This window comes from Candidatus Limnocylindrales bacterium (genome assembly GCA_035559535.1).
Classification (GTDB): Bacteria; Moduliflexota; Moduliflexia; order Moduliflexales; family JAUQPW01; genus JAUQPW01.
In genome coordinates, this window is the sequence record DATMBG010000007.1 from 36371 (window position 1) to 57597 (window position 21227).

Here is a 21227-nt window from a genome sequence, read left to right on the forward strand (position 1 = left end):
AAAAAATTGTTTTTTAGAAGTCACCTAAATTAAAGGAGATGGGCCATGAATACCTATCGAAGTGATGTGGTCGGTAGCCTGTTGCGTCCGGACTATCTGAAAGAAGCTCGGGAACGCTATGAGTCGGGAGCCCTCAGTGATGCAGCGTTCAAGCGAATTGAGGACCGGGCCGTTGACGAAGCCGTTGCTCTCCAAATTCGTGCAGGGGTGGATGTAATCAGTGATGGGGAGATGCGACGATATGCTTTCTTCGGTCATCTTATCGATGCGGTGGAAGGGTTTGATAAATTTGGTGGCTGGGCTATCCCTTTTCGAGATGAGCAAGGGACGGAACTGGTTTTTAAACGACCTGTGGTGGTCTCCCGCTTGCGGAGACGGCGCCACCTGTGTGCCGAAGAATTTACCTATCTTCGGGCTCGTACCGACCGCCCTGCTAAGGCTACATTAATCAGCGCTCAACAGGCGGCAGCCTATTACGAGCCCGAGAAATCGAGGGGAGCCTATGCTACCATCGATGCTTATTTATCCGACCTGGTGGATATCCTGCGTGAAGAAGTAGCTGAATTGATCCGTCTGGGTTGTACCTATATCCAGATCGATAGTCCGCAATATGCCGCCTTGGTGGATCCTCAACACCGTGAAGGATATCGGCAGCGAGGTAACGACCCGGATCGTCTTCTTGATCGGTGTATTGAAATGGATAATGCCGTGATCGGTAACCATCCCGGGATTCTCTTCGCATTACATATCTGTCGAGGGAACTACCGGAGCAAGTTCCACAGCCGGGGGGATTATGGACCGATCACCAAAGTTTTCCGTCATACCCACTTTCAACGCTTTCTGCTGGAATATGACGATGCACGTTCAGGAGGCTTCGAGCCGTTACAATATGTTCCTGAGGACAGAACCGTCGTTCTTGGATTGGTGACCACCAAGAAAGCCGAACTTGAAAGCAAAGAAGAGTTGAAACGACGCATTCGGGAAGCCCAGGCTTTCATCCCCCTGGAGAGGTTAGCCTTGAGTACCCAGTGTGGATTTGCCTCAACCCTGGAGGGGAATCTCCTCACACCTGCAGATCAGGAAGCCAAGTTACGCCTTGTGGCCGAAACTGCTCGGGAAGTATGGGGCGAATCCTGAAAGAAGGATCTGTTCATAAGATTTTTCAAACCTGAAAGGAGATAAAAATGACCGGAGGAGTTATTGCAAGTGCTGTAGCGTCGCATACCCCCAGAATGGCCTTTGAGGAAAAAACCCCAGAATTTCAACGGGGTTTGGTCATGGGTTCTAAGGAAATGGGCGCCGCGTTGCGGGCTTTGCAACCGGATTTGTTTGTTATCAACTCGGCACACTGGGTTTCCAGCTTTAACTGGTACGCAACCTGTCAGAATCCCCATGAAGGGATCTGTGTAGCTGAGGAGGCACCGGATCTGATTCCCGGAATTCCTTATAGACGTAAAGGAGACCCGGAATTTGCCAGGGTCTTTGTGGAGACTCTGCAACGCGCCGGCATCCCTTGTTTTCGTAATGAATCGCCCCATTACGAATGGGATTATGGGGCCTTGGTACCCCTCCTCTACCTCGACCCGGAGGCGACGATACCCGTTGTGGAAATTCCTACCTGCCTTTCTGCAGATCATGGGGAATGCTTACGTGTCGGACAGCTTATCCACGCAATCGGCAAAGAAACCGGTCGACGCATTATATTTATCGCAAGTTGCGCTTTATCCCATAAAATCGTGCGGGGACCCCATTTATGGCCTACCCCTGAGCGGATCGAGATGGACCACCGCTTTATGGATTTAATGCAACAGGGTCATATTTCCCAATTACTGGCCTGGTTCCCTGAGTACAGCCGTGATGCCGTTGCCGAGATGGGGGGTCGTGTCCTCGCCACGATGCTGGGGACTTTAGAGGCACTCGCTCAGGAAGGCGTTAAACTAACCGGTCGAAAATACGGTGACTATGCTCCATCATCCGGTAGCGGTAATGCAAATATTGCCGTATATCCCATTTAATCGTCCAGGGTGTTGACTTTAAGGTAAGTAACAAATAAGGTAAAATGCCATCTCAACCGGAGGAACCTCCGATTTGTTCTACAGATAGGGCGATGTCCCGATTCAGGGAAATTACCCTCTAACTCTCAATACCCCTGAACCTGAACCCCTATAGCTGTGAAAGAAAACATGTCAAAGAAAGAACAATATGAAAAGCGTTATGAGGATCTCATCGGTTTTGTACCCCCACGGATTCAGCATCGGATCGCCCTGGGTCTTGAAGTGGATCCGGACCTTCTGGATCAGGTAGAAGAGCTTCGTGCACGTGCCATGTACCCAAAGTCAATGGATATTAAGACGGCCCAATTGATCCTGTTTGCCGTGTTACTATCCCAGATTTCCCCTGCTTCCGAATATCACGCACGTGCTGCCGTACGCGCCGGAGCGACCCGTGAGGAATTACACGATGTTGCAGGACTGGTCTTTTTGTTTCGCGGTCTCCCCGCGTTTAACCTGGCGGCCGAAGTCATCAACAAAATTTTTCCACCCCGGGAATAATACCATTTCTACGTTGAAATATCCCTTAAACGGTAGGGGGATCCAGTGGGGCTGTCTTGTTTAAGGACGATCCTGGATGATCACCTTGTAGATTACAGGTTATATGATATGATATTTCTATCTGGGTCTGGTATAACAAGTTGAGGAGGACCCTTTAAGGAGGCCCTTAACGGGAAAAAGGTTAAATCTATTTTTTCGCACCTCCAACTCGATCTATAATTTTGAAGTTTTGTATAATGGTTCCGTTCCTGCCTCAGGTTCCATTCAACAAAAGTAGAGTTTGATGAAAGGAGAATAAAAAGCCATGGAAATAACGGGTATTCATCACACCAGCTTTACAGTTAGCAATCTGAAACGCTCTATCGATTTTTATCAGGGTATTTTGGGTTTTCCTATTGTGATGGAAAAAGAGCTAACAGGTACAGAAGCCGAAACGATCACAGCCCTTCCCGGCGCTCATCTTCTTATCGCTCATTTGAAGGCAGGTGAATATCAAACCATAGAGCTCATTCAGTACCTGGCTCCTCAGGGAAAGGTTTTAGATACCACAACCTGCAATGTGGGGAGTGCTCATATCTGCTTTGTAGTTCCTGATATAAAGAAAGCCTATCAGGAATTGAAAGCAAAGGGGGTACGTTTTAAATCAGAACCTATCCGCCTCTCCAGCGGTAAAAGTAAAGGGGGGTATGCGGTTTATTTCCGGGATCCCGATGGGATTACTTTAGAGTTGTTTCAAAGACCTCCCTCTATGGCCATCTAAAGATGGATAAATAACCGAAAAAAGGCCACTCCGGAGATTTTTATGGTATAAAAAATTTTTCAAAAATTTTTATTTTGAGCTTGACAAAGGACCCAACTTTGATGTAGTCAGGATTGGTTAGTGGGTCTATAACAGTCCTCTGTTTGACCAACCTCTTTCAACCTTTTTCAAAGGAGTAAAGTCTGTGATGGATTCCAACATAAAAGTACCTTACCAAACCTGGATAACGCGTTTACCGAATGCAAAAGTACTCTTAACGGGTTTGGTTATGTTCGGACTCATCGGCTTGGTAACCTTTGCTGCACTGCGTGAGATAAATGTTACTACGACAAATAGTGTGGGAACCATGATCGAGCCTTTGCGACCAGCCTTTACTGAGGCAGAAGAAGCGTATGTTTCGGCATTATGGCCTATTCATAGTGATGTAAAACTCAGTGCGGTCAGTATGACATTTGCCGGTCTTTACTACAAGCTAGGGGAAATCGATCGAAATACCCTGAAATCTAGGCTTAAACCGGTCGCCGAGAATTTTGAAAAGGCGGCTTTTCGGCTTCGCCAGATAGAACCCCCGGTATCCATGGAAAAGATTCACTGGAACTATGTGAGGGCCGTGAAGCTTTATCAGGATTCTATTACAGAAATGACCAAAGTACTCGATGACGGTCGTGACGAGCATTTAATTGCCGCCCAGGCGCAAAGTGAGCAGGCAGCAACCATTCTGCTCAAAGTGAGTAGTGAATTGTGGCCCGGAGAGTATAAGCCGAACTAATTATCCAGAAAGAAGGATAAATAACCCTTCAGCGGCATTCAGGAATAGACTTTTTGTATATCTTCCCTCTGGAGGGGTGGGAAGTCATAAACTTTTAAAGGATGGTGTCTCTCTGAGAGACCCCATGAAGAGGAGAGTTAGGGATCTTTCCTCTTCTTTTTAAAAGCCGTTAAAACCCTATGATCAACCTCCCTACCCGTAGATTTGTAATGTCAGACTTGGATATTACAAATTCATAGGTAAGGGTTATCCCAGGAGGAAAACATGCAAAAGAGGCAGGTAACAAGCGCAGGGTGGTTTGTATTACTGGTGATGTTCGGGTTGGCTATGGTAGCTACCACCTTTGGTCCCGTGGCGTTTGGAGCCGAAGAAAAGGAAGCACCCATAGTCTACTCGGTTTGGCTGGTTGAAAGTAGCCGTTTCATGAAAGTACCCTTTGGGGCCTTTATGCCTGATCGTGCCTTTGTTCCGGATAGTAAGAATCCCATGAACAGTATTAATACGGTGGATCTTCCGGTCAATGTGGGTGTTATTAAGGGAGGTAAGGACATAGTTCTCTATGATACGGGATGGAAACAACAGGAATATCTAAAGATGACCGGAAGTGATCATTGGGCACCGCTTCCAGAACAGTTAAAACTGCTGGGGATTAAACCTGAGGATGTAACGAAGATCGTCATCGGCCATGGTCACTGGGATCATGCCGGTCAAATCGATGATTTCCCCAATGCTGTCCTTTATGTACAGAAAGAAGAGTTACGGGGGATCGAGTGGGCCCTTAACTATCCCGGACATCCCAAAATCAGGGCAGTGAATACCGATCCCGGTGGATGTATGCGTACACCCGCCTGCGGTTATCCTCCGCTAACCCTGGATCAGATTTATGGTAAGGTCTTAAAAGGGAAAGCAGTCATTGTGGATGGGATGATGGAGATTGCCCCCGGTCTGATTATTCATCCGGCCCATCGTGCCCATACGGCAGGTTCTCAACTCCTGCAAGTGAATACGGCCAGAGGACAGCTCATGTTTGGTAGTGATGCTTACTCCTCCTGGGAGGGTATCCGCGACTGGATGATTGCCAACCCTCAACAGACCGATACCGTTCAACAGTTTCTGGCCTATGAGAAATGTTACAAGATCACCGGCGGTTATGATAACTGTGTAGCGGCCCACGAACCCCTCTCTTATACTGATAAATACCCGCTTACCAAGGATTCATGGGTCGGTCCTAATGGTTCTCGTATGGCCGAAATCACCCTGGCTCCTGGAGAACCATCCCGTAAACCCAAGAAGTAAAGCCAGCAGGGATGATCAAATATTGCGAGGAGTCCGGCAAAACCGGACTCCTCGTGTTTTTTTACCTTCTCTAAGTTCCCTATTTAGGAGTGATGGTTATCTTATACCGACTTGCTTTTCATAAAGTAAGATATCATTGCAAGGAGCTAAGTGACGAAGCAATCTGTATGTTCAGAGATTGCTTCGCTGCAGGGATAAGGACGCTTTATTCATTCAATTACAAACTAATATTGCCTTTCATCTCTTTGCTGATGGGTATACTGGGATTTTCTGAAGCGGATGCCCATGATCCAAGTGCCTATGGGGGTCTATTTCGATCCCGGGATAACGGGGCGACCTGGTTCCCTGCAAATACAGGACTTTTTCTAACCGACGCCCTCGGCGTGGCTATCAGCCCAACCGATGCAAATCATCTCTTGCTTGCAACAAGCACTCAATTATTACGCTCACGCAATGGAGGACGTGATTGGGTTCAAGAAGCCCCGACGGTATTGTTCGGAGGTGTTTATGCCATAGCCTTTGATTCTGATGGGCAACGCGCCTTTGCTTCAACCAATTTGGGAATTTATGTAACCGAAGATGGTAATCAATGGCATAAAACCTCGACTCCAAAGGGTGCCATACCGGCTTATGCTATCACACCAGGATCTGTTACCGGGAGAATTTACGTAGCAGGACCCGGTGGATTATGGCGAAGCGAGGACCGGGGTCGATCTTGGTTAGATGCAGGTAAGGGCCTTCCTCAAGGACCGGTAACCGGCCTCCTCATCCATCGAACAAACCCCGAATCAGGGGTTAAGAATTCTGAAGAAACCGTTTATGTCATCGCAGGAGGGCGAATCTGGATGAGCCCAGATGGGAGGTATAACTGGCAACCTCGGGATACCGGACTCCCTGTGGGTCGTGTACAGGCTTTCTCACAGGATCCTGCAGAATCCGATCAATTATGGGCTGCGGCAGCCGATCAGGTATTCACAAGTGAGGATCTGGGTGAGAATTGGCGGCCCATTGGACGGCCACTGCCAGAAGCCAATACTTCCATCCATGGGATTGCCGTTGCTGAAGGTGGAACCATTATTGTGCTGACAACCCATCGGGGTCTGTTCCGAAGTACCGACGGCGGAAATAACTGGAATCTCATGGAAGGTAATCTCCCCATCCATCTCGAAGCAGGACCCCTGGTACGAGACCCAAACCATTCTGCAACCCTTTATGCCGGATATGCCCTGACTCCCTACAGTGAATTAAGAAGAACGGCCATGGAAGGAGGATCATTACTCAGTCGTGCCGATCCTGTGAGTTTGATGGGTGGTGCTGCCTTCTTGATTCTTCTGACGATCCTTGGAATTATCTTGGTCCGCTGGCTTGCACGTTCTCGAAGTGCGGTCAACACGACCCTATCTCGATCCTAAATCAAGGAGACTTTATCATGAATGAGCGGGTTTCCCTACCTTATCAATTTGTACGCCGCGCCCGATCTCTGCTAACCTGGGCTATTGCGGCTTCCATTGCGCTCTTACTGGGAGCGGGAATCCTCATCTGGCGTCTTGGGTTATTCTCTAACCCCGGATTCATCGAATACCCCATGTTACGCTCGACAGATATTCCGACGGCTATCGCCGTAGCCCCCAATGGTGCTGTATGGTTTACCATTGAGTTCTCAGATGCCATTGGACTCTTTCGTAATGGAAAAATCGAGCGACTTCCCAAGGGTTCCCAGAACTTAGTCCCCGTAGGATTAGGTGTTGCTGCCGATGGTTCGGCATGGTTTACCGATGTTCCGGCGCGAGCCATTTCAAATATCTCCCAGTCGGGCAAACTCACCTCTTTTTCCCTCTCAACGCCCATCGCCAGATTAGGTAAACTCGCTGTTGCTCCTGATGGAGCTGTCTGGTTTGCCGAGCCAACTTCTTATAGTATCACACGGCTTAAGGATGGCCAGTTCACACGATACCAGCTTGAGTCTGCTCGAGGAGACCCCTATGGGGTTGCAGTGGATGCACAGGGCACTGTGTGGGCTACTCTCCAAAGTGCCAACAAGTTGGTAAGGATCTCGCCAGATGGTAAAATGACCGAAATCGAAGTCCCCACCCGAGGTAGTACTCCGACCGAAATTGCGGTAGACGCAACGGGAGTCGTCTGGTTCACGGAGTTCCGTACAAGTAAAATCGGACGCTACGCCAACGGCCAGTTCACCGAGTTTCAGGCTCCTGGTAACGAGAGGTCCGCAATTACCGGCCTGGCCATAGCACCCGACGGATCCGTCTGGTTCGGTATGCTGCGTAGACATAGCCTGGTTCGCTTACACAATGGAGTTCTCAAGGAATTCCGTCTTCCTCGCCGGGATGCTCGCCCTTACAACCTCGCCGTCGATGCCGCCGGTAATGTATGGTATACCGATATCAGTGGATGGCTCGGGATGCTTCCTGCCGATCAAGCCAGAGTCGACTAAGTTATTGATCTAACCCATGAGACTTCAAAATCATCTCCCTAAAACGATTTTGATCTTGGGAATGTTAGTTTTTGGATTAAGTTGTGGTGTACCAGTCCGCACACCCCAGCAGATTAATGAAGACAGGATAATCACAAAGAAAGTTTTAGAAAAACTAGAAGAGGTCCCGCTCCGGGCGCCTCCTCAGGATTATTTAACGGCAACAACCCAACGGGGTATTGTCCACGTAGAAGGTGTAGTCCAAGATCTATACACCAAAGCTAAAGTGATCGAACTTATAAAAACTGTGGAAGGGGTCAAAGGGGTTACGGAAAATATTCGGATTGAAGAGGGACCCCAGGGAGGGAGATGAAGGATCCCATAAAGTAGAAAGATGTTGTAGAAGGTATAGGGAGGACGACGACCCTGATGGGATCGCCCTTAAACAGGGCCGTAAGGGTAGCCAGGGGGGGGTAGGGGCAGTCACAAGGATGGTCCTTACTAATACTAAATTTCGATGTTAAAGGGTTATAAGAATGCCACCCCCCCTGATGCTGTGCCCTTTCGGTAGATGGGTCCTGAATTTATCCAATATCAAAGGAGAACCATTCATGTGAGAATTCCGTTAAGAAGGGATATTCCTCTTACTACATCAACTTACTACATCAACCCGCTTACGGTACTCCAGGCTTTAGCGGTCAGGACAATCCCTACAACCACAATGAGCAGCGCTGTAGCCATCTGAACCCTCACCACCCAAGGTCCACTGAGCCAGTTTAATACGGTCTCCCCTACCTTGGCTGCCAGTACCCCTACAACGACCAGGGTCGTCGCGAATCCCAGACTAAAGACAAGAACGGTACCTAAACCGAGGATTACTTTGCCACTGGCCAGGGCCGAAAGCAGAATTGCCAGGGCCGCAGGGTCCGGCAATAGCCCACCTGCGATGCTCAATCCGAGAAGAACCATCAAGCTGGGTCGATTTTGAGTAATAACGTCGAGTCGATGGGTATGGCGAATACCCCAACCATGACTATGAAAACTTACCTCCTCCCCAGGTTCATAGGGGTAATCTGTTCTGAGTTCGTGTCCATGTCCGTGATGATGAACCGATGAAGAATCCTGATTAGGGGCATGATCAGGATGTTGCTCCTGGGTAGGTAGAGAGAGATGGGGAATCGAATGTTCATGCTCATGGGGATCATGGTCACCAGAGTGGTCATGATCATGGTCGTGCTGATGCATATGAGCAGGGATATGGGAAGCATGGGGCTCATGGTTATGGTTATGATTGGGATCATGAATGTGATCACCTGAAGGGCCATGATCGTGATCATGGGAGGAGCCGGATAAAGACAGGGACCACAAGTTACGCTGGGCCAGTAACATCCAGAACCCCATAACAATTACCAGAATCCCGGTAAATAAAGCAAGGTAAGCTTCTACACGCTGGGGTATGAGCCCGGGTAGACCCAGTGAGGCCAGAACGGCCACCAGTACAATACCACTGGTATGGGATAGCGTAACAAAGATACCGAGAATGAAGGCATCCACGGGACGACCCCTTGCACCTACAATGTAGGCTGCGGAAATGGTTTTTCCATGGCCCGGGGTTGCCGCATGTACGGCTCCCAGCCAGAAACTGGACACTAAGTAAAGTAGCGCTTGACTCATCTTTCCAAACCTCAACTATTTGATTCTCTCAATAATTAACCTCTTAAGTACTACATCTTCTACTGGTTTATCTCCGGGTCCTTTTTTTACATTTCCAATCTCGTTAACTACCTCTTGCCCTTTAATGACCTGACCAAAAATGGTATGCCGACCGTTGAGCCAAGGGGTTTCCTTATGGGTAATAAAAAATTGGGATCCATTGGTGTTAGGCCCGGCATTGGCCATGGCCAATCTACCCGGCCTATCAAAGGCCAGCTCTTTAACGATTTCATCTTTAAATCGATAACCAGGTCCCCCTCTACCGGTTCCTGTGGGGTCTCCTCCCTGAATCATAAAGTCAGGAATAACCCGATGAAAGATAGTTCCATCATAAAACGGTCGTTTGACCTTTTCACCTGTTTTAAGGTCTACCCATTCTTTGGTTCCCTCCGCTAAGCCAATAAAATTAGCAACCGTTTCAGGAGCTTCCTTTTCAAAAAGCTGACAAATGATCGTCCCATGATTCGTCATAAAAACCGCATAAGTTCCAGGTTTTAAACCTTCTAAGCTATAATCTTGACCTTGTATATTCACTACAGTACCTCCCCATAAAGTTAGAGTCATACAAACAATCAACCAAAAATTTTGCATTTTACGGAAAATAAAATGAACAATTAAAATCGTTGTTACTTATCCACCTCCGCTATGAATGATCAACGACTTTAATCGTCATTATCGGTGGTATCTTAGACAATCAACACCGGACAAGGTGCCTGGCGGGTTACCTTCTCCACAGTGCTGCCTAAAAAACGATGCTCTGGTTTTTCAATGCTATGGGCCCCAAGAACAATAAGATCTACGGCCTTTTCACGGGCTATCCGAATAATTTCCCCAGAAGGGCTTCCGGTAACAATTACGGCCTCATAGTTACTAAAATTTTTAAGCTTTTCTCTACAAAGCTTTTCGAGTTGGGCTTTTCCTTCTTCTTCCAATTCCTTCTGAAGTTGGGCCAGGGGAGTTTTAGTAACATAAAACCCTGTGTACCCCTTCAGGTCGTGAACAACATGAAGGATATAAAGCTTAGCAGGGAATTTCTCGGCAAAAACAAGGGCATAATCCAGGGCCTGCTCGGAGTTTTTAGAAAAATCTGTTGCCAATAAAATTTTTTCAATCGATTTCATACTTTTGTAAAACGGAAAACGGAAAACGTAATGGGGGCACGTTCTACGCCTTACGTTTTACTTTTCTGAGAGGGCAAAAACTAAAATATCATCTCCTAAGGGATATCCAAAAATAGAGTTTCCTCCTGCCGCAACTGCGATATACTGAGTTCCATCCACTTCATAAGAGATGGGCGGTGCATTTACGCCGGCACCGGCTTGAAATCGCCAAAGGATCTCTCCGGTTTTGGCATCAAAAGCATCAAAGTAGCCGTTCCCCTCACCGGTAAATACTAGACCCCCTGCGGTAGCCAGAGCACCCCCTATCATGGGCAGTTCCATCTTTTTTTGCCATAGAATCTTTCCGGTAGAAGTATCAATGGCTGTGAAAGTCCCCCAGGTTTCTTCCTGGGTAGACTTGATAAAGGTATAACTTTGCCAGGGTTTATCGGGTTCTGGAGTCAAAGTCCGGGAAACATATAAGGCAGGTCGGTGGAGACCTGAAATATAAACAGCGCCTGTTTGGGGGCTATAAGCTACGGGAGACCAGTTGGACCCCCCTCCTCCGGCCGGGGCAATACGGACTCCTTCTGGGGTAGGTCTGGCAAACAGATTTTCTTGAGGTACAAAGGGCTCTGATCGGAGGAGAAGCTTTCCGGTTTGTCGATCATGGACATAGAACCAGCCTGTTTTGCTGGCCTGCCCGACGGCTTTGATTTTTTGTCCGTTGATTATTACGTCAAACAATACCGGAGGACTGGCTACATCGTAAGCCCAGCGATCATGGGGGACTTGTTGATAGTACCATTTGAGTTGCCCGGTCTCTGCATCCAAAGCCACGAGACTTACGGTATAGAGATTATCTCCCGGGCGGGTGGAGTCGTCCATTTGAGGGGATGGGTTTCCGGTTCCAAAATAAATTAAGTTTAACTCCGGGTCTGGAACGGGCGTCATCCACAGGGAACCACCTCCCAATTTCCAGGTATTTGGATACTTTTTAAAGGCCTCTTTTTCCGCTTCGATATTCCGATGGAGGTCTTCCCCATCGGGAGTATGGGTACGCCATTCCCCTTCCCAGCCTTTCTCAGGAACGGTATACCATCTCCAGATCTCTTTTCCGGTTTGAGCATCATAAGCTACTAGAAAACCCCGTAATCCTTTACCCCCACCGGAGAGGCCTACTACCGACAGAACCTGCTTCCCACCTTCCTTAAATTCCAGGTGAAGACCATACCCGGCTCCTGTGGTTCCGACAATAACTTTCCCTTTATAAACGAGGGGAGCCATGTTGGCACTATACCCTGAAGCCCCGGTAACGGTCCCCCCTTGCAATTCTTTGACACCTGTCAGGGGCTCCATCGACTCGACCTTCCCGGCTTCTGGATCTTCGGCAATCTCTACATCCCATATCAACCTGCCGGTTTTTTGATCCAAAGCAACCAGTCGGGCATCCAGGGTTGCCATGTAGACTTTTCCATACGCTACCGCAGCACCTCGATTAGCCGGCCCACAGCAAAACTTCTCGGTTCGAAGCTTGTGCTCATAACGCCAGAGTTGTTTGCCGGTCCTGGCATCCAAAGCCACCACATGATTGTAAGGAGTCGTCACATACATAATTCCATCTACAACCAGAGGATTCGTCTGAAAAGAGCCTATTTTTCCCGTTTGATAAATCCATTTGAGGACTAAATTCTGAACATTATCTGTCCGGATCTGATCCAGAGGACTATACCGCTGATTGGTATAATCGTGACCATACAGAAGCCAGTTCGCTTTGTCCTGTTGCGCATTAAGTAGATGGGCATCGGTTACTTCTTCGGCCTTCAAACCTTTGGACAGAAATAAACTTATCCCTATAATCAGGATCATGATTCCATAGCTCCATCTCTGCATCCTTAACCTCCTATTCTTTGGAATTCTAAATTCCCCGTAGACTTTGAAAAACGTTTCCTGGATTCCCCTTCCCTCTTCCTGGAGGAGAGAGTTAGAGTATCATCTTTAGCCCTCCTTACAATCCCATAGCCACATTTTCCACCTCCTCGTGGTGAGGAATCCCAATATTTCCCTTATCCTTTCTTCAATCGGGTTCCTGCAAGTTTTTCCACGACCGTAAGCACGCCAGAAAAATCTTTTTCTCCTAATCCTGCAACTTTGGCGACCCCAAAGAGTTCTCTTACTAAGGTCGTAACCGGTAGTGCAAGCCCCAACTCACCGGCAGCAGTCGAAATGAGCCAGAGATCCTTATACATATGCTTGAGGGGAAAATGGGTATCGAAGTTTCTTGCCAGTAAGGAAGGTCCCTTTGCCTCCATTGTCAAGGTTCGATCTCCACCCTGGAGGATAACTTTGATCAATTCTTGAAGATTTAGTCCGGCTTTTTGGCCAAACAACAGGGCTTCGGAAACAGCCTGCATAACGACCCCACTGATCAAGTTATTACAGAGCTTTGTGTAAAGTCCCATGCCCTGAGGACCCATGTAAAAAACCTGTCGCCCCAACACCTGGAAAATTCCATGGCACCGCTCATAAACAACCTTCTCCCCCCCTACTACAATAGTTAAAGTTGCGTTTACGGCCGCCCGCCGGCTTCCCAGGACCGGAGCATCTAGCATCTCACACCCGTAAGTTTTTATCACCTGTGCAAGCTGCCTGACTGCAGAAGGTAGAATTGTACTCATGACGATGATAACAGAACCGGATTGAACTCCAGCCAACAGGCCGTCTTTCCCCATCAGGATTTCTTCTACTTCAGGGGTGTCTGAAACCATGAGGATGGTAACCTGAGAGCGACTTCCAACCTCCCTGGGAGATTCGGCTACAACGGCTCCCAATTCTTTAAGTTCAGCAGTTTTGAAGGCGGACCGATTAAAAACCGTTAAAGTATATCCGGCTTTAAGGAGATTTTTAGCCATGGGTTTTCCCATGGTTCCAAGGCCTATAAAGCCGATTTTTTCTTTCATACTTATCCGGTATTCTCCCTCCGGGACAACCAACAGCAGGTTATGATAAGTAAGAAAATTAACATAGGGGCCTGGATAAGTCAATAAAACTTTTTGAAAGAAAATTTTAAAAAAAAAGACCCATTTTAAAATGGGTCTTTCGAGAAAATAAGGTTTTTAAGTCAGCGGCGATAGCAACTTTCGGGAACGAAATTGAACCGGTTCGCTATCCCTGGCTAAAAGTCGGAGATGTCATTCGAATGGAAGCCGAAGGAATTGGTGTTCTAGAAAACCGAATGGAGGTTATTGAAATGCCTGATCCGAGAATTTAACCAAAGGGACCGAAGCAGCCGGGTGAATGATCTTAGTAAATACGATTTTTTATCTTAAAATTACTTAATATAAGATAATTATATTGACTTTATATAGATATGTCTTAGATTAAGTAGAAAGTAAATCATATAGGTCTTTCAGAGTCAGAAACCCCTGAAAAAAGGAGAAGCCTATGATGGGAAAAGAACATGGTACCGGAACCCGGGATGAACTCTATGACTTAATAAGTGTACTTTATCATATCCTACAAGGTGCCGAAACCTATCTGCAATACATCGAAGATGCCGAACAGACTGGAGATAACGAACTTGCTCAATTCTTTAGGGAGATACAACAGCAAGATCGACAGCGCGCAGATCGAGCTAAGGAATTACTCAGGCAGAGAATAAATCAAAGCAAGTCTCGTTAAGCAAGCAATCCAGAGACAAGACCCAATGTCTAAAAAATAAACAATGGAAGGAGGAAGGAAGATGGCGAGATGCGAAGTCTGTGGTAATGATTACGACAAGGCCTTTGAGGTCATCATGGCCGGTAACTCCCACACATTCGATAGCTTTGAATGTGCGATTCATGCCCTTGCTCCGGTTTGCAATCACTGTGGTTGTAAGATTGTCGGGCATGGAGTAGAAGCGGATGGCTCATTTTACTGCTGCGCCCATTGTGCCAACAAAGAAGGAGTCAGTGAAGTGCAGGATCGTGTTTAACAACTATCTTAAACCCCCTTTTTTGAACCTGCCTGAAAGTAGAGTGAAATGCCATTTTGTCCTCTGATTTTGGAATCCCCATTAACCGATCGTTTTGGGAATATCCTATAACCTACGTAAGGGCAGTTTCAAAGACTAAGCTGGGGTTTAAGTGGGTTCCAGGGGAAAAGGCCCTGGCCTATCTCATCCCCTTCTCCTGAAGTTTCAGGAGAGGGGGAGCGAAGGGCATGGGCGCCAGCATAAGGGTAAAAAGCCCCGCCAGGGGTGAACCATCTATAACCCTGGCGCAAGTCGGGGGGTTCAGAAATTCGGAATTTTTTCAAGCCCCCTAATCCTGTCCTGTTAAACAGGTTGCCCCGCCGGGGCTAACCTTCTTATCCTGGTGCGTAGGGAGTGAGGGAGTTAGGCGAGAAAAGAACCTACCTGCCCCCTCCCCCCCGTGGACGGGGGGAAGGGGGCAGGGTGAGGCGGATGGGAGTTAAGCTGTAAGGAAAGAAGATTTCCTGATAAAAAGGAGTAAGAGCGCTAAACCCAGGGGAATCTGGAAGAACTCCTTTTCATGGACCACAGATTTCTCTCCCACAAGCTCGACATGCTTCAAAAGTCCCTGGAGTTCCTTACCTGAAATAACCCGGAGATATTTTCCATCGGTTTTAGCAGCCAGCTCCCTTAACGGAGATTCATTTAAACGGGTTAAAATTAATTCATTATTGATTCGGTACCAATCCTCAAATTTTCCATCCTTTCCGTAGACAGGAATTTTAGAACCTTTCAGATTTCCCAAACCTATGGCAATGACTTTAATCTTTTTTGAAGAAAGCTTTTCCTGGATTGGTAAAAGATCTGGGAGGGCTACATCCCCTCCGTCGGAAAAAAGAAGAATTAATTTGCTTCGATCTTCTTCTTTGAAGAGATTATAGGCTTCTGAAAGGGCCAACAGGATGTTTGATCCTCCCCCCGGGGCCGATTCAATTTTTACCCAGTTTTGCAAAACAAATTTAAGAGCCACGAGATCATCGGTCAGATTAGACTGAACAAAACCCTCTCGCGCGAAGGTCACCAATCCCACCCGGTTACCTACCAGATCAGGGAAAAGTCCCATAAGCATATCCTTCGCTTTTTGTAATCGAGAGACCTCATCTCCATAATCCTCTGCCGCCATGCTTCGCGATACATCCAGGACAGCAACTACATCCAGGGACCCTTCCCGGAGTTTAATCGAACCTCCCGGCCAGACAGGTCGGGCCAGGGTGATAATCAAGGCGATTACAGCTCCCATCAACAAACCCCCTTGAATCCACTGGTCCCAATTTTGCGAAAGGCGGGAGGTTTGTCTAATGAGGTTCTCCTGACCAAAGGTTCTTAATAAAGAGCGCCTCCGATAATAACCTATTCCTAGAACTCCTATCAGAATCAGGAGGAGTCCAAACCCCCAGAAAGCTTGCGGATAAAGAAATTGTATCATTCGTCCATTGTCCGTTGTCTGTTGGCTGTTCCTCACCCCTTTGCTTTCCTTACCTCCTCTTCCCTTTCCCCAACTGGGGAGAAGGGGAACAAGGAGGTGAGGAAAGGTAAGGTAGCTCTTCCAGCGGAATATAAACCCTGGATAACAGACAAGGGACCGTTAAGTTAAATTCCCCTTGGATTAGGACCGGTTCCCCAGCCTTTTCCTTTAGACGGGTCCTGGGCACTGTTAGCTTCTTCATTAGGTTCCTGCTGCATAGAAGCCTCTTGATTTCCCTCTCCAAAGGCTTTGGGATTAAAAACGTATAATCGTTCCAGATTATATTTTGTCTCCCAATCAGAAGGATCCAGTCGCAAAGCAGCCTGATACATGGCAGCCGCCTCTTTGGGTTGTTCCATGACTGTTAAAATGTTACCCAAATTGTAATAGGCTTTAGCTTTCAAATCATCGGAGTTGCTTTCCTGGATAACCTGGCGAAAATAATCTGAAGCACGTTTGAGGTTATCAGCTTTATAAGCTCGAACTCCCAGGTTGTAATGAAGGATATCCTTCGAGGCAAATAAGTTCTTTTCAGCCTTTTCATAATCTTGATTATCAAAACGATTCTCCTGGGTAGCCTGATTGCCTTTTTTAATTAGATCCAGATAGCCGAATTTGTAGTAAATCCCAGAAATAAACAATACCCACCCCCCAACGAATAGGATAATTTGTAAAGCTCGTTTTTTTCCACCTGACATAGAATATCTCTATGATGACCGATGGGGGATGAGAAGCAAAGGAAGTCAAGGACTCATCCCCCATAGCTTATCACTTAATTAAGATTAAGGAAACTCCATCATAAGGGTATTTCCAAGGATCTCAGCCAAGAGGAGTAAAATGAAACCCACCAGGGTAAACACGGCATAAAACTCAACAGATTTAATCTCCGTTTTTTCCACCGTGATAGCAGATTGTTCTAACCGATTGATTTCATCAAAACCCTGACTGAACTCGGCTTCCTTTTGAATATTGATAAATTTTCCACCAACGTTTTTGACAATATCCAACATATCCCGTGCGTTCGTTAATTGAATTCCCATCAAGTAAAAACGAATCCCTTGGTGGATAAGGTTTTGAACGATCTCTGCTTTAGCTTGAGGAGGAATGGGAGCATCTCCATCGGATAAGAAAATAAGGACTTTACTTTGAGATTGACCCAACTGTTCAAAGTGTTGAAAAGCCGTTTTGAAGGGTTTTTCAAAATTAGTTCCACCGTGGAAACGGTTCCCGATGTCTTGGAGTTTTTCATCGATGATATGGAGATCTGTCGTCAAAGGCCAACTCCCATAAGCCTCATCTCCAAAGACAATCAAAGCAATGCGACTTCCTTCCTGTTTTTTCACAAACTCCCGGGCTGCTTCCCGTGCAATATCGATCTTTCTCTTTCGGCTTTCTCCATCTAAACCCATTTCCATACTATAGGAGAGATCCATAACCAAAATGATATCTCGGGCTTCCAGTTGTTTAAACTCTTCGTACTGGTGCTTTTGCGGTCGAGCCAGGGCTACAAGTAAGAAAGCGATGGCAAGGAGGAATAAAACCGTCGGCAGCTTTACCCAAAAGTTAGATCCCAGCGTTTTTTTTAACAGATTTAAGTTAGAATACCCTATAAAAGTTTTTCGCTTTACCAGAAAGAGTAAGGGAATTAGAAGAGCAACCAAAAGCAGGTAAGGGTCTGCCAATGTTAAATGAGTTAAGGTCATAATTTATCTGGTGGACACGGATGGCAGTGGCGACTTAGGTTTTTTCCTTGAACGAATAAAGGTTGAAATCGCAACTACCTTTCTTTCTTTCCGATTTTCCACATCTTTCTGCTCCGATGCTTTATCCTGAGTTTGTGGAGGAACCCCGAGATTCCTGGTTTTAGAAACAGTGGATATCTGTTTAATTAATTCTTTCACTTGTTTAATGGTCTCTTCTTGCTCTCGCTTCCCCGGGATATATCCTTCATAAAGTACTGCATGACATTTTCCAAGAACCTCTAAAATCTCGCTTTGATAAGGTTTTCCTTGTAGAGCTTCCTTTAACTGGAGAAAGGTTTTTGTAATGACGGGAATATCATACACTTCTCCCAGGTAGGTTCGGAAAGCTAAACTTGTTTTAGACAAAAGATCCTCCACCCTTCCGCCATTAATTACATATTGTTCCCAGGCTTCGGTAATCGTTTGAAGCGTTCTTTCTTCCAGGGAAAGTTTTTTCTGCAACCGAACTTTTCCTGCTCGTATCGCATACCATTTCCAGGTCCAGGTCGAGAGAGTACCGACCCATAAAAGAGCTCCCAGCAGAATACCCCCCCAGGCTAGAGGAGAATGTTCTTCACTCATCACCCCCTTAATACCCTTCATGTGACTAAAATAGGTGGCCGTACGAGAGAAGGAAATGGAGTAGGGCATAGAGATAACGTTCTTATATTGATATTCCCCTGATAGAGCATTCACGCCATCTGGGGTTGCATAGAGGATATCTAAAGGGGGAAACTCCAGGGTATCCACGGCCAGTATCGGCTTAAAAGTCTGTAAGTTAAAATTAATTCGATAGATTTTCGTATCCCGGACTTCCTCGGTATGAACTTCTAGATTACGAACCTCAAAGGATCCATGGACTTCTCCCTTATGGGGTAAATTTACCAAATCCAAAACTACATCCTTCTTAGCCTCGATAACCAACGTTAGGGGTATCTCGTCTCCAATATGATAACCAAAATTCCGTTTCATTTGAAAATAAGGATAAATAGGGAACTTTGAATCTTCAGCTTTAGATTCTGATTCCTTAGGAAGAACTGTATCCGAAGGATCTGAGGGACCTAACTGATTTTGTGTAAGCTTATGAGGGAAACCCAGGGCCAAAGGAAATAGAATCTGAGAGGACGGTAATAACGTCGTTACCCCTAAAGATAGAAGTAAAATACCTAAAGTAGTCTTTCTCATGATCTTCTTCTCCGTTATGATCTTTTCCTCCGCCTGGAGAGAAACAACTTGGTTATTTCTAACAGATAATCCGTTTTAGGATCGATCCAAAGGTAATCCAAGTTTAACTGTTTAAAAAGTGAATTTAAATCTTCTTCTCGTTTCTTGGCTTCTGCTTGAAAAGTTGCCCTATTTTTCTTTGTGAACCATAGCATTCTTTCCATACCCGTTTCTAAATCCCTCAACCGAAGTCCTCCCCGATACTGTGGAAGTTCACGTTCACGGGGGTCATGGAGGACCAGAGGAATTACATCGTGGCGTGAACCCATAACTTTTAAAGCCTTTTTTATTTCGGCCAACTCTTCCAGGAAATCAGACAACCAGAATACCAAGGCACGTTTTGCAGGCAAGCTTTCAAATACACTGGAAACCTTTCCTTGGGTACCATGTTGAGTTTTAAAAGATAGAACATGTTGTGGAATCAAAAAATTGTAAGCTTTTTGGCGCTGAGGTTTTAAATGAATTTCTATTTTCACCGTATAGCCGATGAGTCCGATGGGGTCACCTACACGCCAGGCAGAATAAGCCAAAGTCGCCGCAATTTCAGCCGCTAATCTTCGCTTGGAAACTCTTTCTGATCCAAACTCCATCGACTTACTCAGGTCAACCACTAAGATTAGATAGAGTTCACGTTCCTCGATATACGTGTTTTTTAAAATGTGTTGACCTCCGATTCGAGCCGTTGCTGCCCAGTTAATCCATCGAGGATTCTCACCCAAATCATATCGGCTGATCTTATCAAACTCCAAACCCCCTCCTTTGTACACACTGAACCAGGAACCCGGACATACTTGCGTAGTATACCAGTTGATATAATAATCGATTTTCGAGACTTTTTTCAGAATTTCTTCCATAGAACTTACCTCTCGTAGGGAGTTTTCATAAGAGAGATGGCTTCCCTGATCCTTAGGGGACAGGAATCTTACTTAAAACATGATCCAGGATCTCATCTGGTGTAACTCCTTCCATTTCAGCCGAGTAGGTTAAGATCATACGATGACGGAGCACATCCTTGGCAGTACGCTGAACATCTTCTGGATAGACAAATTTCCGTCCTTCCAGAAAAGCTTGTACGCGAGCCACATCTCGCAAACCCAGGATTCCTCTGGGTGAGACCCCAATTCTTATTTTCCCTTCTATTTTGTCCAGCTTATATTCCACGGGATTTCGAGTCGCACGACACAAATCCACCATATATCGATGGGCATATTCTTCGACCTTTACCTCTGCTTTGATCTTCTCCCGTAAGCGGACAACCTCCTCCGGGGAGAAGACCTGTTGAATCTCTGCTAAACGATCCCGGCGGTCTAAAAGGGTATTTTCCAACATGTGGATCTCATCTTCTCTAGAAGGATAGTTCACGAGAAGCTTTAAAAGGAACCTATCCAATTGAGCCTCCGGTAAAGGATAGGTACCCTCGTGCTCGATAGGATTTTGAGTTGCCAGGACCATAAAGGGATCTGGAAGTTGAAAAGTCTCTTTCCCCATAATGGTCACCTGACGTTCCTGCATGGCCTGGAGAAGAGCTGCCTGAGTTTTGGCAGCCGCTCGATTAATCTCATCCACTAAAATCAGATTAGCCGATATGATGGGGCCTTTTTCGACTTCAAACTTGCCGTCTGTATAGATATAGGTACCCACAATATCACTGGGCATCATGTCCGGAACCATCTGGATACGCTGAAACGCACCCCCAATAGTTTTTCCCAAAGTGGCTACCAGTAAGGTTTTAGCCAGTCCGGGTACTCCTTCTAATAGCACATGCCCATCGGCCAGAAGTGCGGTTAAAACTTTCCAGATGAGGGAAGTCTGCCCAATGATTATTTTCTCGATTTCATTAACAACCTGATGAACCTTTTCCAATTCATCTTTCATAAACGCCATCCTTTTTAAATCTTAATCGAAGGGCGAGAAAGAGATAGAAATATCTAAAGTCAGGGAAAGTCGAGATGGAGCCTTAACCGATCGGTAAGTGGGAGAGGTAGGATTCAATAAGCTATTCTAACTTCTATTTTTCTCGCATTCTCTTCCTGTTCAATTTCTGTTTTAGTTCCCTGCAACTTTATATGCAAAGCAGATACCAAATCCAAAGGTAAATCTTGAAAAGATCTGATGTCCCCATTTACCATACACAGAGAAGAGCCTCGGGAGAATAAAAAG

General features: G+C 46.3%; 22 protein-coding genes. 11 read left to right on the top strand and 11 right to left on the bottom strand.

Annotated features, from left to right (window positions below; genetic code table 11):
- The first annotated feature begins 45 nt into the window (after positions 1-45).
- The 9 genes from VNM22_01845 (at position 46) to VNM22_01885 (ending at position 8181) form a co-directional block, all read left to right on the top strand.
- On the top strand, positions 46-1137 hold the full coding sequence (locus VNM22_01845) for a cobalamin-independent methionine synthase II family protein (protein ID HWP45879.1): 1092 nt from the start codon (positions 46-48) through the stop codon (positions 1135-1137).
- A gap of 47 nt (positions 1138-1184) precedes the next feature.
- Positions 1185-2015 (top strand): hypothetical protein, encoded by an 831-nt coding sequence (locus VNM22_01850; protein ID HWP45880.1) that lies wholly within the window; start codon positions 1185-1187, stop codon positions 2013-2015.
- A gap of 168 nt (positions 2016-2183) precedes the next feature.
- A complete protein-coding gene (locus VNM22_01855) occupies positions 2184-2552 on the top strand; it encodes a carboxymuconolactone decarboxylase family protein (protein ID HWP45881.1) in 369 nt (122 codons plus the stop codon).
- A 304-nt stretch (positions 2553-2856) separates the two neighbouring features.
- A complete protein-coding gene (locus VNM22_01860) occupies positions 2857-3312 on the top strand; it encodes a VOC family protein (GenBank protein HWP45882.1) in 456 nt (151 codons plus the stop codon).
- Positions 3313-3496: 184 nt separating this feature from the next.
- Positions 3497-4081, top strand: a complete 585-nt coding sequence (locus VNM22_01865; protein ID HWP45883.1) for a hypothetical protein — start codon at positions 3497-3499, stop codon at positions 4079-4081.
- A gap of 264 nt (positions 4082-4345) precedes the next feature.
- Positions 4346-5377: an MBL fold metallo-hydrolase gene (locus VNM22_01870; protein ID HWP45884.1), complete on the top strand. Its 1032-nt coding sequence runs from the start codon at positions 4346-4348 to the stop codon at positions 5375-5377.
- A 230-nt stretch (positions 5378-5607) separates the two neighbouring features.
- On the top strand, positions 5608-6789 hold the full coding sequence (locus VNM22_01875) for a hypothetical protein (GenBank protein ID HWP45885.1): 1182 nt from the start codon (positions 5608-5610) through the stop codon (positions 6787-6789).
- 17 nt (positions 6790-6806) lie between these two features.
- The gene (locus VNM22_01880) at positions 6807-7829 is read left to right on the top strand and encodes an SMP-30/gluconolactonase/LRE family protein (protein ID HWP45886.1); all 1023 of its coding nucleotides are present in this window, start codon (positions 6807-6809) and stop codon (positions 7827-7829) included.
- Positions 7830-7845: 16 nt separating this feature from the next.
- The gene (locus VNM22_01885; GenBank protein ID HWP45887.1) at positions 7846-8181 is read left to right on the top strand and encodes a BON domain-containing protein; all 336 of its coding nucleotides are present in this window, start codon (positions 7846-7848) and stop codon (positions 8179-8181) included.
- Between the two features lie 287 nt (positions 8182-8468).
- Here the strand turns inward: VNM22_01885 and VNM22_01890 are convergent, their stop codons facing one another.
- The 5 genes from VNM22_01890 to VNM22_01910 all read right to left on the bottom strand — a co-directional run bounded on the left by VNM22_01890 (position 8469) and on the right by VNM22_01910 (position 13581).
- Positions 8469-9482, bottom strand: coding sequence for a hypothetical protein (locus VNM22_01890; GenBank protein ID HWP45888.1), 1014 nt, complete (start codon positions 9480-9482; stop codon positions 8469-8471).
- Between the two features lie 15 nt (positions 9483-9497).
- The gene (locus tag VNM22_01895) at positions 9498-10055 is read right to left on the bottom strand and encodes a peptidylprolyl isomerase (protein HWP45889.1); all 558 of its coding nucleotides are present in this window, start codon (positions 10053-10055) and stop codon (positions 9498-9500) included.
- A gap of 152 nt (positions 10056-10207) precedes the next feature.
- Positions 10208-10642, bottom strand: coding sequence for a universal stress protein (locus VNM22_01900; protein ID HWP45890.1), 435 nt, complete (start codon positions 10640-10642; stop codon positions 10208-10210).
- A gap of 57 nt (positions 10643-10699) precedes the next feature.
- Positions 10700-12514 carry a PQQ-binding-like beta-propeller repeat protein gene (locus VNM22_01905; protein HWP45891.1) on the bottom strand — a complete coding sequence of 605 codons (1815 nt, stop codon included), beginning with the start codon at positions 12512-12514 and terminating at the stop codon, positions 10700-10702.
- A 173-nt stretch (positions 12515-12687) separates the two neighbouring features.
- The gene (locus VNM22_01910) at positions 12688-13581 is read right to left on the bottom strand and encodes an NAD(P)-dependent oxidoreductase (protein HWP45892.1); all 894 of its coding nucleotides are present in this window, start codon (positions 13579-13581) and stop codon (positions 12688-12690) included.
- A 484-nt stretch (positions 13582-14065) separates the two neighbouring features.
- On the opposite strand from VNM22_01910, the gene VNM22_01915 reads away from it, so the two are divergent.
- Positions 14066-14302 (top strand): hypothetical protein, encoded by a 237-nt coding sequence (locus VNM22_01915; GenBank protein ID HWP45893.1) that lies wholly within the window; start codon positions 14066-14068, stop codon positions 14300-14302.
- A gap of 61 nt (positions 14303-14363) precedes the next feature.
- Positions 14364-14597 carry a hypothetical protein gene (locus VNM22_01920; GenBank protein HWP45894.1) on the top strand — a complete coding sequence of 78 codons (234 nt, stop codon included), beginning with the start codon at positions 14364-14366 and terminating at the stop codon, positions 14595-14597.
- A 478-nt stretch (positions 14598-15075) separates the two neighbouring features.
- On the opposite strand, the gene VNM22_01925 is transcribed toward VNM22_01920, so the two are convergent.
- From VNM22_01925 to VNM22_01950, 6 genes are all read right to left on the bottom strand, one after another.
- The gene (locus VNM22_01925; protein HWP45895.1) at positions 15076-16062 is read right to left on the bottom strand and encodes a VWA domain-containing protein; all 987 of its coding nucleotides are present in this window, start codon (positions 16060-16062) and stop codon (positions 15076-15078) included.
- Between the two features lie 164 nt (positions 16063-16226).
- Positions 16227-16799, bottom strand: coding sequence for a tetratricopeptide repeat protein (locus VNM22_01930; protein HWP45896.1), 573 nt, complete (start codon positions 16797-16799; stop codon positions 16227-16229).
- Positions 16800-16883: 84 nt separating this feature from the next.
- Positions 16884-17804: a VWA domain-containing protein gene (locus VNM22_01935; GenBank protein ID HWP45897.1), complete on the bottom strand. Its 921-nt coding sequence runs from the start codon at positions 17802-17804 to the stop codon at positions 16884-16886.
- Positions 17805-17807: 3 nt separating this feature from the next.
- Positions 17808-19028, bottom strand: a complete 1221-nt coding sequence (locus VNM22_01940) for a hypothetical protein (protein HWP45898.1) — start codon at positions 19026-19028, stop codon at positions 17808-17810.
- A 14-nt stretch (positions 19029-19042) separates the two neighbouring features.
- Positions 19043-19921: a DUF58 domain-containing protein gene (locus VNM22_01945; GenBank protein HWP45899.1), complete on the bottom strand. Its 879-nt coding sequence runs from the start codon at positions 19919-19921 to the stop codon at positions 19043-19045.
- Positions 19922-19973: 52 nt separating this feature from the next.
- Entirely contained in the window at positions 19974-20942 is a 969-nt protein-coding gene (locus VNM22_01950) for a MoxR family ATPase (protein HWP45900.1), read from the bottom strand.
- Positions 20943-21227 lie beyond the last annotated feature (285 nt).